The sequence below is a fragment of the Halotia branconii CENA392 genome, assembly GCF_029953635.1.
Classification (GTDB): domain Bacteria; phylum Cyanobacteriota; class Cyanobacteriia; order Cyanobacteriales; family Nostocaceae; genus Halotia; species Halotia branconii.
The window spans coordinates 6,127,247-6,140,871 of sequence record NZ_CP124543.1 but is presented as its reverse complement, the minus strand read 5'-3'; the positions used below and the strand labels follow the sequence as shown (position 1 = coordinate 6,140,871).

The 13,625-nt window shown below is 41.4% G+C and carries 10 protein-coding genes and 1 pseudogene; 7 read left to right on the top strand and 4 right to left on the bottom strand.

What is annotated here, in order from left to right; genetic code table 11:
- Positions 1-79: 79 nt before the first annotated feature.
- The 3 genes from QI031_RS26865 (at position 80) to QI031_RS26855 (ending at position 4,110) form a co-directional block, all read left to right on the top strand.
- A complete protein-coding gene (locus QI031_RS26865; RefSeq protein ID WP_281482627.1) occupies positions 80-886 on the top strand; it encodes an ABC transporter ATP-binding protein in 807 nt (268 codons plus the stop codon).
- Positions 887-924: 38 nt separating this feature from the next.
- Positions 925-1,836 (top strand): ABC transporter substrate-binding protein, encoded by a 912-nt coding sequence (locus QI031_RS26860; protein ID WP_281482626.1) that lies wholly within the window; start codon positions 925-927, stop codon positions 1,834-1,836.
- Positions 1,837-2,076: 240 nt separating this feature from the next.
- A complete protein-coding gene (locus QI031_RS26855; RefSeq protein ID WP_281482625.1) occupies positions 2,077-4,110 on the top strand; it encodes an iron ABC transporter permease in 2,034 nt (677 codons plus the stop codon).
- 80 nt (positions 4,111-4,190) lie between these two features.
- Here the strand turns inward: QI031_RS26855 and QI031_RS26850 are convergent, their stop codons facing one another.
- The 3 genes from QI031_RS26850 to QI031_RS26840 all read right to left on the bottom strand — a co-directional run bounded on the left by QI031_RS26850 (position 4,191) and on the right by QI031_RS26840 (position 5,765).
- The gene (locus tag QI031_RS26850; RefSeq protein ID WP_281482624.1) at positions 4,191-4,373 is read right to left on the bottom strand and encodes a hypothetical protein; all 183 of its coding nucleotides are present in this window, start codon (positions 4,371-4,373) and stop codon (positions 4,191-4,193) included.
- Positions 4,370-4,978: a hypothetical protein gene (locus QI031_RS26845; RefSeq protein WP_281482623.1), complete on the bottom strand. Its 609-nt coding sequence runs from the start codon at positions 4,976-4,978 to the stop codon at positions 4,370-4,372. Before QI031_RS26845 ends, QI031_RS26850 begins: the two co-directional genes overlap by 4 nt.
- Positions 4,979-5,177: 199 nt before the next feature.
- Positions 5,178-5,765, bottom strand: a complete 588-nt coding sequence (locus tag QI031_RS26840) for a thylakoid membrane photosystem I accumulation factor (protein ID WP_281482622.1) — start codon at positions 5,763-5,765, stop codon at positions 5,178-5,180.
- A gap of 233 nt (positions 5,766-5,998) precedes the next feature.
- Here QI031_RS26840 and QI031_RS26835 point away from each other — a divergent pair, with 233 nt between their 5' ends.
- Entirely contained in the window at positions 5,999-7,336 is a 1,338-nt protein-coding gene (locus QI031_RS26835) for a MurT ligase domain-containing protein (protein ID WP_281482621.1), read from the top strand.
- Positions 7,337-7,401: 65 nt separating this feature from the next.
- Here QI031_RS26835 and QI031_RS26830 read toward each other — a convergent pair.
- Positions 7,402-8,483: pseudogene (locus tag QI031_RS26830) on the bottom strand (DUF4351 domain-containing protein).
- 291 nt (positions 8,484-8,774) lie between these two features.
- On the opposite strand from QI031_RS26830, the gene QI031_RS26825 reads away from it, so the two are divergent.
- From QI031_RS26825 to QI031_RS26815, 3 genes are all read left to right on the top strand, one after another.
- The gene (locus tag QI031_RS26825) at positions 8,775-9,581 is read left to right on the top strand and encodes a type 1 glutamine amidotransferase (RefSeq protein ID WP_281482620.1); all 807 of its coding nucleotides are present in this window, start codon (positions 8,775-8,777) and stop codon (positions 9,579-9,581) included.
- Positions 9,582-9,726: 145 nt separating this feature from the next.
- The gene (locus QI031_RS26820) at positions 9,727-12,978 is read left to right on the top strand and encodes a GAF domain-containing protein (protein WP_281482619.1); all 3,252 of its coding nucleotides are present in this window, start codon (positions 9,727-9,729) and stop codon (positions 12,976-12,978) included.
- A gap of 49 nt (positions 12,979-13,027) precedes the next feature.
- On the top strand, positions 13,028-13,618 hold the full coding sequence (locus QI031_RS26815; RefSeq protein ID WP_281482618.1) for a Uma2 family endonuclease: 591 nt from the start codon (positions 13,028-13,030) through the stop codon (positions 13,616-13,618).
- Positions 13,619-13,625 lie beyond the last annotated feature (7 nt).

Genomic DNA, 13,625 nt, shown 5'->3' with positions numbered 1-13,625 from the left:
ATAAGGTTGTTTTCTTTCTGGCAACCTGAAAAAGCAACTTGTAATTGCTAAACTATATCATTAGATTGGAGGTTAAAAATTGGTAGCAATTGATGCTCATAACCTGAAAATTGCTTATAACCGCACAATCATTGTTTCTGACCTCTCTATCACGCTGCATGGAGGTGAAATTACGGCTTTATTAGGGCCAAATGGTTCGGGAAAAAGTACGGTATTGCGGACTCTAGCTAGATTATTAGCACCAAGCCAGGGTGTAGTTTATATCAACGGTCGCAACATTGCTAAAATGCCTACAAAACAGTTAGCGCAACAGTTGGCAATGCTACCTCAAACCTCAGAGATTCCACCAGCAATCACCGTTAAAGAATTGATCGGTTACGGACGCTATCCTCATCAAAATTTACTGGGCAGACTTTCCGCAAAAGATAGGGCGGCGATAGAATGGGCGCTGACGGTTACGGGACTATCTAGCCTTGCATCAAGGGCTGTTGATACCCTTTCGGGAGGAGAGCGTCAACGAGCTTGGATTGCAATGGCGATCGCCCAACAAACCCGCGTATTATTGCTAGATGAACCAACAACTTTTCTGGATATCCGCCATCAATTAGATGTTTTAGCTTTAGTAAGGCAGTTAAATCAAGAACATGGAATTACTGTAGGCTGGGTACTCCACGATTTAAACCAAGCTGCGGCTTATAGCGATAACTTAATTATGATTTCCCAAGGCAAGGTAGTTGCTAGCGGAAGTCCCAAAGAAGTGATGACAACCAGTAATATTCAGCAAGTATTTAACGTAGACATGACCGTTATACCCCATCCCATTAACGGTTATCCAATTTGTTTACCTTGCGATTACAGACTAGCAACTCAGAGGAAAGCCGGATGAACGGATACAGCAGGCGCTTTTTTCTAACTGCAATGATCATGTCTGCTTTCACAGTTGCTTGCAAAAATAACTATCATAATTCTTCTGTTTCCTCGAAAGATAAATCTATATCAGCAAAAACACCATCTCGCATTGTTGCTTTAGAATGGGTGTATGTAGAAGATTTGCTGGCTTTAGGGATTCAGCCCGTTGGGGTAGCAGATATTAATGGTTATCAAAAATTTGTCGATATACAGCCTCAATTAGCTGCATCTGTAGCGGATATAGGTACGCGAGCCGAACCAAATTTAGAAGCCATAGCTCAACTAGAACCCGATTTAATCATCGGTGTGGAATTGCGGCATCAAGTAATTTACGATACTCTCGCTTCTATAGCTCCAACTTTGTTATTTAACCCTTATCCGTCAGCAGATAGTAGTATAAATCAATTGTCAGAAATGCAGCAGACATTTATCAAAATTGCTGACACTGTGAAGCGTGAGAAGCAAGGAAAAGCAGTATTAGAAAAAATACAGACCACTTTCACACAAGCTGAAAAAAAAATAAGTGATTTAAAAATAGCAAATAGAAAATTTCTCTTAGGTCAATTTAGTGATAGTGCGCCACAGTTGCGGTTATTTACAGATGATGCAATGGTGATACAAATTCTCCAACAAATTGGTTTAGAGAATGCTTGGTCAGGTAAATTTGACTCATTTGGATTTAATACAGTTTGGATAGAGGCATTACCAAAAGTAGAAGCAGCAAACTTTATTTATATTACTACAAATAACAATAGTCATTGGCAGCAATTACAAAATAATCCGGTGTGGAAAGGTTTGCAGTTTGTCAAAGAAAATCGACTTTATCCAATTGCATCAGATACTTGGGTATTTGGTGGCCCTTTGTCCGCAGAAATTTTAGTAAATAAAGTAGTAACTGCTTTTGAGGAAAAGATGAATTACTCATAGCCTTGGGTTCACAGAAAAAATAAAGGGTGCATCCCAGTTTTTATTTTCCAATGAGATAATAACTGTCATTGCGAGGAGGAACGACGAAGCAATCGCATCGACTCGCTCTTAGTTGGAGGATTTTGCGATTGCTTCGCTTCGCTTGCAATGACATTCAAAAAAGTGGGATGCTCCTAAAAATAAATAGATACAGATAATTTTTAAGTAGCAGGAAAATAACATTATTTATCCCTACTCCCTATGTCCAAATTTAAAGGAAATACTTTCTTAATTTTAACTGTAGGAATAACTTTACTATTCCTATTATTTTTTATCCACATTACCCAAGGACAAGCAAAATTAAGTTTTAATACAGTAATTAAGGCAATTTTCTCATCTAATAATAGCAATGCCGATAACATTGTGCGTTATCTACGTTTACCCCGTGCCACTATTACTGTTATCGTGGGTGCGGCTTTGGGAATGGCGGGGGTATTATTACAAACCGTGACTCGTAACCCCTTGGCTTCTCCAGCGACTTTGGGGGTAAATGCGGGTGCTTATCTAGCAGTAACAGCCACAGTAATTTTTGCACCAGAATTATTTGCACTTTCACCTGTGTTGGTAGCGTTGACAGGTGGATTGCTGGCAGCTTTTTTAGTATATGCGATCGCTGCTGCCGGAAAGATAACGCCAATTCGCTTAACTCTTGCAGGTGTCGCAGTTTCTTTAACATTGGCAGCAATAAGTGCAGCTTTGCAACTATTTTACGAAAATGAAACCCGCGATTTATTTTTCTGGGGTGCTGGTTCTTTAATCCAAACAAATTGGGATAGTACGATTTATGCAGTCCCAAGGATATTAATTGGGATGGCGATCGCCCTTTTGATGGCAAAACAGCTAGATGCGCTTTTATTGGAAGATGATTTAGCGCTTACCCTTGGTTCGAGAGTGCAGTTTAATCGTCTGAGCAGTACTGTGGTGGCAGTGTTTTTAGCATCTGTAGCGGTGAGTGTGGTAGGTTCTATCGGTTTTGTCGGTTTAGTAGCTCCCCATTTAGTGAAATTAATGGGATGTCGCAGACACTTTTTATTACTACCATTAACAGCAATTTGGGGTGCAGTCATGCTGCTAGCTGCGGATACGGTAGCAATGGCACTGACAACTAATTTAAGTGAATTACCAGCTGGTAGTATTACCGCTTTGATTGGTGCGCCATTTTTAATTTGGTTAGCTCGTTCTCAGCAAATACTAAATAAAAGTAATGGAAACGAAAGCATCAAAATTCAATCAAAATCGGCTTTTTATTACCCAGTTGTATTGTCAACGGCAATTTTTTGCTTGTTACTCGCTTTCATTGCTGGTTTATTATTTGGCAATATTAACTTTAGTTTTACCCAATTAATTGATACATTTAAAGGTGGTGGAAATACCTTTACTCAAAAAGTTTTATTTCAACTTCGATTACCGCGTCTTTTAGTTGGTTCCCTAGCAGGAGCAGCATTAGCAGTAAGTGGTTTGTTATTACAGGGAACAGTAAGAAATCCCCTTGCGGGTCCTGAGATTGTCGGCATTACTTCCGGTGCTGGTTTTGCGGCATTGTTAGTAATGATTATCATCCCCAATGCCCCCCAAGAAGCGGTGTCAATAGCAGCTTTCATTGGTGCGTTTGCAGCTTTCGGCATTGTATATTTAGCTGCTTGGCAACGGGGAATAGTACCGACACGGCTGGCTTTAGTGGGTATTGCAGTTTCGGCGTTTTGTGCTGCGGGTATTAACTTAATGATCGTTGCCGCCAAGCTGCGAGTAGTCCAAGCCTTGGTTTGGCTATCTGGAAGCACCTACGCTCGTCAGTGGGATGAAGTCGGACGGCTAATTATATTTCCGTTAATTTTGTTACCCATAGCTTGGGTAATTGCCCGTAAAATCGATTTGATGGCATTAGGAGAAGACTTACCTCGTACCTTGGGAATGCGATTGCAAACAGCCCGCGCTATCTGCGTTACAGTAGCAGTTGCTTTAGCGGGTGCAGCAGTATCAACAGTGGGAACCATCAGCTTCGTCGGTTTGATAGCTCCTCATGCAGCAAGATTGACAATCGGCTATCGTCACCGCCAGTTAGTACCGCTAACAGCAATTTTAGGTGCTATTTTAGTCGTTTTAGCAGATACTTTAGGGCGGGTAGTTTTAGCACCAAAAGAAATACCCTCTGGATTAGTCACCGCCCTGATTGGTACACCTTATTTCTTATGGCTGCTATTACCTAACCCCTTCGGGGCAAAGAATAAAGAATAAGTAATACCATTTCACGAAATTATTGATACAAATTACTTTTCTTACTCCCCCTGCCTCCGGTCACTGAGTTTCGACTGCGCTCAACTACCGCGTAGCCGAAGTGCTGCTTCCCCTGCTTCCCCTGCTTGCCCAAATGTATCAACTTTAAAGTGAAACGGTATAAGTCCAGTGCTGCGGTAGGGTTTCCCAAACCAAGCAACTGGCGTTATACTCCAGACTCCGCTGGTATACTCATCAAATAAAGCAATTGATTCTCGACTCACCCAATAGGACGATTACCAGGATTCACTGCATGAATATACTCACTACCTGACCGCGGTCTACCTCTTTTATAAAATGCTTCTTCTGGTTGACCCCATCCTAGCTGCAAAATAATTTCCAAAAAGTTAGCATTCTCCCACTTCCATAAACTTGCCCATTCTGTTCTTTGAACAATTCTTTCTACATCAGGTTTGACAATTTGTTGGTATTGTTTATTATTATTAAAACTCAAATATAAGTCCATATTTTTAGTTACTTTATACCAAAATTCTAAAATAGAGTTTTTCGCAGTTTTTAATATTTCTAAGTCGCTAGTTAAAGCAATTAATTCGCTATCTACTTCGGGATAACGCAAGTTTTTACCTTTGACGCTTACCTCCCGCCAAACAATGCCTGAAACTTGATTGTCCTTTTGATAGTCATGAATGGCAGCTTTAAAATCTTGATAGGCGGTAAACTGTTGCAGCCCATCAGTTTGGAGAAACTGGTCAATTACAGGATTGCCAGAAACTGTGATTTCTAATTTTAGCCGTTTTCCTTTGAGGCAAGCTTGACGTTCAGCCGCCAAAATTTGGATTAGTTCTTCTGTAGTGTAAACCTTTGACATCAGAACACACTCTAATTAGTCATTGGTCAATAGTCAATTATCAATAGTCATTTGATAAGAACTATAGATTTTTGACTATGAATTAACTTCCTCACTTAAAATAAGGCAGATATTTAAATATTATCTCTTGGCATCCCGGCGAATGCAGTAACAGGTAGCACGAAAAATCAAGGTAGACCCAATTGGTCTACCTCAAGAGTTATTTAGCTAACTCACTACTGAACTCGTTAAAGGCACGCCGCTTTAACTGCACTGATTCTGTGCGGGGTAACAAGTCGAATACTTCCCGAAATTTATCGTCAATCTCCTCATAAGGTATTTGACCCTTCTTGTTTAAAACTACCTCACCTGATTGATTAAACATCACAACCTGAGGAACAGCCCCAGAATAGTAATATCCTGGTTCTGTAGGGTTATATGTCTGTTTAGGGGGGATAGTATCAACATTGATAGGGATAATCTCTGCTGCGCGACCGTAAAATTCTTGTACCTGGGAAATGGAAATGGCATATTTTTTGCAATCGCTGCTATCATCCACGTAGAATGCCAAAAATACGGGTTTATGTGCCGCTAAAGCTTGTGATAGCGTTTCTCTGGGAGGCACGAGAGAACCATTACCAGCATAAACTACAAAAATATTGCCATCAAATACATCATCATTAATACCAGCAAAGACCGGCTGGGTACTTGTAATGAACAAAAAAGCAAGCAGTAATAGGCACTTAAACACCAACTTTCGCCAGTTAGTAATTTGTTTATGTAAAAAATCAGACTTTATGGTATTCATCAAAAGGAACCTTGCAAGCTACTACTGGTCGTGAGGTTGTGCTGAATTTAGCAAACTGGGCTAGATATATAATTAAGCCCACACACTATTTTTTAAGATAACGCCTACTGGGATTATCTCTCGAAAGCGGGAAGTGTTCTTGCAAGTATGATTAGGATTCGCTACACTCACTAAATTAAATTTGCGAATATAGATTAATTAATTAGCAGTTACTAGCAGACTAAGGTACGGATGTGGGAAAGACAATAAAACTTATAGATAGACTAAGACTGGGTTTTGCGGTGTCAGCGGCAAAAAACGTGACGTTTATCGTGCGATCGCTGCGCCTCGGTGCTGCTAGTGTATTACCAGGCTCAATTGCCCGTCGCATCGAACCCCGGCTTTTACAATTGTTGAGTCAGCAAGTGAAAAACGGGATAATTCTAGTTGCTGGGACTAATGGCAAAACGACTACATCGCTGCTATTAAAAACAATATTAGAGCGTCAAGGCTACCGCGTTGCCCATAATGCTACAGGTGCAAATCTCGAAAATGGCTTGATGACAGCATTACTAGAAAGCACCGACTTAGTGGGAACACTGGATGTTGATTATGCCATTTTAGAAGTTGATGAAAATATCGTACCCAAAGTACTGCAACCACTACAGCCGCGAATTATCCTGTGTTTAAACTTATTCCGTGACCAACTCGACAGGTATGGAGAAGTAGACACAATTAGTAAGCGCTGGACAAAGGTAATCTCTACTCTCCCACTAGAAACGGTGGTTATTCCTAATGCTGATGACCCGACTTTGTCTTATCTCGGTCAACAGTTACCCCAACGAGTATTATTCTTTGGTTTGAATGAACCAGCACAATATTTAGAAGCAATTCCTCACGCCGTCGATTCTATTTATTGTCCTAGTTGTGGGCATTCTTTAGATTATCAAGGTGTTTACTTGTCCCATTTGGGAGATTTTACTTGTCCTAAATGTGGTTTTAGTAAAAGTAAACCGACTCTAGAAAGTAGTGAATGGTCACAAATTCTCGTTGGTTTGTACAACAAATATAATACTTTAGCGGCTGTAACTGCGGCTCAAGAATTAGGAATTGATGAGGAGATAATTAGAGATACTATTAATAATTTTCAAGCTGCGTTTGGTCGTGCAGAAGACTTGGTCATTAATGGTAAACGAGTGCGGATTTTGTTATCTAAAAATCCTGTAGGGACAAACGAAACAATTCGGGTAGTTACTCAAAGCACCGATAAAACCACATTACTAGTACTGAACGATCGCACACCCGATGGCACTGATGTATCGTGGATTTGGGATGTCGATACAGAAAAATTAGTCGAACGCGGAGGAACCTTAGTAGTTAGTGGCGATCGCGTCTATGATATGGCACTGCGTCTGCGTTATAGCCAAAAGTCTCCTGAAAGTACATTAAATTTAATTGTTGAAGCAGACTTAAAACAAGCGATTGCTACTGCATTAGAACATACACCAAATAACGAAACTCTGCACATTCTGCCCACCTATTCAGCCATGCTAGAAGTGCGAGAAATTTTGACTGGTCGAAAAATTCTTTAAGTTAGGAAATGGGGAGTCAAATTAATTAAAAATTAAAGACAATTAGTGGGGGTCAAATCAATTGACTAAACTAGATGATTTGCTTGTAGCCAGTTGATTAAATCAGCGAACTCCTTAAAATCTAATAAAGCTTCGGCTAGTGTTTCTAACTGTTCTAGCGAAAGGCTTTGGATTTGTTCTTGAACTTCTGCGGGTAAATCTCCCACCCTTTTTTGCAGTAACCTTAGTATTAAGGCTTGTGCCTGTTCCAGTTTTCCTTCTTGTTTTCCTTCTTGTTTTCCTCTCTCGTAGCCAATGCGCTCACCTGTGGTAATGTAACTCATGGTACGCTCCTGGTACGCTCCTGCTCCGCAGTTGCTACAACGCGGGGAACCCGCGCAAAGCACTGCTCTTCAAATACCTTAAACTCCTGCCAAAATTCTGCTTCTAACACTTTTGGTAAAATCATAACCCAATCAATAAAACGATAGAGGTTACGGATATCCTTTTCTTGTAGTCCTTGTTCGTACAATCGCCGAATTAGGCTAACGGTTCGACTTCGCTCACCGTTAGCCCTGAGCGGAGCCGAAGGGCTAAATTTCCAGATTTTTCGCTCTTTTGGTTGTTTAGTGGTTTGCTGTGTCTTTAAGTGTGCCATTACCACTGTTGCAAAAGGATTATCGCTTGCTTCTAATTCTGTCCACTGATTTTGATAATTCAGCAGTTTGACAGTACCAAATCTAAAATGCAGACCGCAATCAGGATAATTATAACTGTATTGATTTGGTCGCCATGCCGAGTCTGCATCACATAAAATTGCCAAGCTAATAGCTGGTTGAGCAAATTTGTCAAAAATTCGCAGACTGTAAGAAAACATCCTTTGGGCAAAGTTATCTTCTGATTTAGCTTGGATTTCTACATGAATCAACAGCCAAATTTCCTCTCCTTGAATTTGCCAAACTTTGACTAATTTATCTGCGTATCTTCTACCAAGTTCAGCTTTGGGTGCTATTTGTTGAAATTCCTTATCAAGAAACTCGTGGGTACGTTCCCAGTTGATGAGTGCGGCTGTTTGGGGAAAGAAAAACTGCATGGCTTGGGGAAAGTAAGCTTCTAATATTTCTTTCCACGGTGAATCGTTATCGGCTCTTTCTCGTTCCTCGATCATCAAGTGATTGATAGATTTACAAAGTTTCTCGGTTGCGTATAGTACGTCTTTTAAGAAGAGAGGGGCTAAGGACTAGGAATTAGAGACGAGCGTAATGTACCTCATCAAATGAAATTTGCTGTATGTTCTTAATATTACTTTGCAAACAGCCAATATAATATTTGAGTAAATAGTTATTAGTGCGATCGCAAATCTCCATAATCTGGATCAAACGTACACGAAGGAGTCTCCCTAGAGAGTTATTTCACTATAAGCTGATAAAAATTATTATTGATTAATCAAGAGTTATTTATGAGTTCTCAAAATTTAGAATTAACAATCGGTTGGCTATATCCAACGCTGATGAGTACTTATGGCGATCGCGGTAATGTGATTACTATAGAACGTCGCGCTCAGTGGCGGGGATACACTGTCAAAGTTTTACCTCTAGATCAAAACGCCACAGCCGCAGATATTAAAACCGTAGATGTCATCGTTGGTGGTGGCGCACAAGACCGCCAGCAAGAAATTGTCATGCGTGATTTGCAAGGAGCCAAAGCCGATGCCATGCGGGAGAAAATTGAAAATGGCACACCAGGAGTCTTTACCTGTGGTTCTCCCCAATTACTAGGACATTATTATGAACCAGGATTAGGACAGCGAATTGAAGGTTTGGGAATACTCGATTTAGTTTCTATTCATCCTGGTGAAAATACTAAACGCTGTATTGGCAACTTGGTAATTGAAGTTACAGCTTCCCGCTTGGCACAAGATTTAACAGAGATGACAGGTAGCAAACCTTATCTAGTGGGTTTTGAAAATCATGGCGGACGCACCAAACTAGGCAAAGTAGAAGCATTGGGGCGTGTGGTGTACGGCTTAGGCAATAACGGTGAAGATGGGACAGAAGGAGCATTTTATCAAAATGCGATCGCTACTTATTCCCACGGGCCATTGTTACCCAAAAATCCCTTTGTCGCTGATTGGTTAATTCAAACAGCATTGCGTCTCAAATATCAGCAGCCTATCACTTTACAACCTTTAAATGACGAACTGGCTGTACAAGCGCGACAAGCAATGTTTAAACGATTGAAGGTTAATTTGCCCAGCCACAACTAATTCAGTTATCAGTCTGATACCTGTTCGGGGAAATCTTCATTAAGCTCTACTGAGGCTGGATTAGTCAGGCATCTTTGAAGTCGAGTAATAATAATATCATTCACGTTGCATTTCTAGCTTTTACTCGCTCATTTGCTCAAAGTCCATGACTGACACTTCCCCTAAACCGATTGTAACAACCGCCGTTTTACCTGCAAATGAGGTAGAACGGCTAGAGGCATTGCGGCGATATAATATTCTTGACACCCCACCGGAAGTTGCGTTTGATCGTATCACCTCCTTGGCAGCGCGTTTATTTAATATGCCGATCGCCCTGGTTTCTCTGGTTGATGAATCGAGAGGTTGGTTCAAGTCTTCCTATGGCTTTGATGTGAGCGAGGTGCAGCGAGATGAAACTATTTGCAGTTTGGCGCTATTATCTAACGAGATATTAATCATTCCCGATACTAAACAAGACAGTCGTCTCGCTTATAATCCATTTGTACAAAATGAACCCGGTCTACGGTTCTATGCTGGCGCGCCATTAATTACTCAAGATAACTTCAACTTAGGCACTCTGTGTTTGTTAGATACACAACCGCGTAATGCCTTAACTGATGAGCAAAAAGCTGTTTTGGCCGATCTTGCCGCAGTGGTGATGGATGAACTAGAAATGCGATCAGCAGCTCATAAAATTGTGCAATTGGAAATTGCACAGAAGCAACAAGCCGAAGCAGCTAAGCAAAAAGAACAGGAATTACTGAGAGTGCTGCTTGATAATGTGCAAGCAGGAATTGTGGCGTGTAATGCCGAGGGGATTTTGACTTTATTTAATCGAGCAGCGCGAGAATTTCATGGCTTGCCAGAACAACCACTACCGCCCGATGAGTGGGCAGAGTTCTACGACCTGTATTTATCCGATGGCAAAACGCGGATGTCTAAAAACGAGATTCCGTTATTTCGAGCGTTACAGGGACAGACAATCAAGAATGTGGAAATGGTGATTGCGCCCAAACACGGAAAAGCGAAGACGCTGCTTGCTAGTGGACAGGCGATCGCCAATAGCCAGGGTGAAAACCAAGGGGCAGTCGTTGTGATGCACGACATCACTGAACGCAAACAAGTAGAAGCGGAACGTGTGCAATTGGTACGGCAGCAAGTTCAAGAGCAAAATGCCCGTTTAAAAGCAGAAGCAGACCAGCGGCGTTGGGCATTTCTCGCAGAAGTCAGCACAGCGCTAGCATCTTCCTTGGATTATGAATACACTCTGACAAGTGTTGCGAATTTAATAGTGCCGTTTTTTGCCGATTGGTGTGCGATCGATTTGTTAGAAGATAATCAATTTATTCATCGGGTTGCTGTTGCTCATCGTGATCCAACGAAAGCGGAATTGGGCTGGAAACTTCATCGACAATATCCCAGACAAATTGACGAGTTGGAGGGAGTGCCTAACGTGCTGCGAACCGGGAAAACCGAAATGGGATCTGAAATTCCTGATGCGGCATTGGTAATGGTGGCTCAAGATGCTGAACATCTGCGAATGTTGCGCGAACTAGGTTTAAAATCTGCCATTGTTTCACCGTTGATTGCCCGTGGGCAGATTTTAGGGGCAATTTCCTTTGTGACGGCTGAATCCGATCGCCATTATAATGAAGCAGATGTGACTTTGGCCGAAGACATTACCCATCGAGCCGCGATCGCCATTGATAATACCCGCCTCTATCGAGAAGCCCAGCAGTCGCAACAAGCCGCAGAGCAATCTGCTGAACACATGACTCGGCTTCAGTCTGTGACGGCTGCTTTTTCGGAATCTTTAACTCCTCTTCAGGTGGCAGATGTAATCGTAGATCAAGGAATTGCAGCTTTGAGTGCTGATTTTGCCCTTGTTGCTTTAGTCAATGAGACTGGCACTGAGCTTGAAGTTGTTCGAGCCGTAGGCTGTGAACCTGAGCAAATCAAAGCTTGGCAGCGGTTTTCTATTAATGAGCCTGTGCCTTTAGCAGAAGCGGTACGAACTGGACAGCCCATTTGGGCAGAACCATCACAAACACGAGCCATCCGTTATCCACATTTAACAAAACACTATGAACAGCACCAATTCGATGCTTGGATTTCCGTGCCGTTGATGGTTGAAGGTCGGGCAGTCGGTGGCATGTCTTTTGGTTTTATTGAACCGCAGTACTTGGATGGAAAGCAACAAGTGTTTATTTTATCGTTGGCACAACAATGCGCCCAGGCGATCGCTCGTACCCGCCTGTACGAAGCAGAACAAACAGCAAGAAGTGCAGCAGAAACTGCCAACCGAGTTAAAGATGAATTTCTGGCAGTTTTGTCCCATGAATTGCGTACACCCCTAAACCCAATTTTGGGATGGTCACGCTTACTTCAGTCCCAAAATTTAGATCCCATAAAGACAACAGAAGCGTTAAAAACTATCGAGCGTAATGCTAAGTTACAAGCTCAATTAATTGAAGATTTATTGGATGTATCTCGCATTCTGCAAGGCAAACTCAATCTTAATATTACCCCAGTTAATTTAGCATCAATAATTAGCGACGCGATGGAAACAGTTCGGTTAGCGGCTGATGCAAAGTCAATTCAAATACAGACGATCCTACAACCAAATATAGGGCAAGTTGCTGGCGATTCTAGCCGCTTACAGCAAATCGTTTGGAATTTGCTCTCGAATGCCATTAAATTTACACCGTCAGGGGGGCAAGTAGAAATTCGCCTAGAACGCTTAGACTCGGTAGCTAAAATTACAGTTAGCGATAATGGTGAAGGTATTCTTCCCCAGTTTCTCCCTTATGTATTTGATTATTTCCGTCAAGCTGATAGCACGACAACCAGAAAGTTTGGTGGGTTGGGATTAGGACTAGCAATTGTGCGTCAATTAGTTGAGTTACATGGTGGTACGATTCAGGCTGAAAGTCTGGGAAAAGGACTAGGAGCAACTTTTGAGGTGAAGCTACCACTATTGCTAATTCCAGAGCAGACAAATCAAGTCCGTGAGTCGGTGGAGCAAGCTTTAGGCTTAAATGGTATGAAGATTTTGGTAGTAGATGATGATGCTGATAGCCGCGAGTTTTTTGCTTTTTTGCTGGAACAAGAAGGAGCAGAGGTAGTCATGGCAGATTCTGCAACTGAAGCACTCGCCGCTTTGAGGCAGTTTCAACCTGATTTATTGTTGAGCGATATTGGAATGCCACAAATAAACGGCTATATATTGATACAGCAGATTAGAAATCTTCCACCAGATCAGGGAGGAAATATTCCAGCGATCGCTTTAACTGCTTATGCTGGAGAAATGAATGAACAACAAGCAATAAAAGCAGGATTCCAACGCCATATTTCCAAACCTGTCGAACCAGTTGATTTGATTAGTGTGATTTGTGGTGTGATGAGAAGAAGTATTTAAATATATAGTGTCGTTGAATTATACTTAGCCTTGTGCGATCGCTAGTTGTATGACTCTAAGCCAATCTCACCCTGATCTTTCACCAGAAGAATACCTGGAAACTGAAAAATCTAGCCTGATTAAACATGAATATATCCAAGGACAGATTTATACAATAGCAGGGGCAAGTGATGCTCATGTCACAATTACCACTAACTTAGTTACCCTACTCAGAAATCACATTCGCGGAACTGGTTGTCGTGTTTATGTTGCTGACATGAAAGTACGCATCGAATCTCTGAATATTTTTTACTATCCTGATATCATGGTGACTTGCGACCAACGAGATACAAGTTTTGAATATTTCAAACGCTATCCTAGCTTAATTATTGAAGTTCTATCACCCTCCACTGAAGCTTTAGATAGGGGTGATAAATTTAGTGATTATCAAGAATTAGAAACGTTGCAAGAATATGTCTTAATCAGTCAAAATCGTCAACGTGTTGATTGTTTCCGGCATAATGCAGAGGGCAGATGGGAGCTTTATGGCTATAGAGCCAATCAAAAATTAGAGTTGGCCAGTCTAAATTTTTCTTGTTATCTAAATGATGTTTATGAAGATGTCTCCATCCCCGACACTTTTAACCCTACTTCTGTTTAATTTTTAT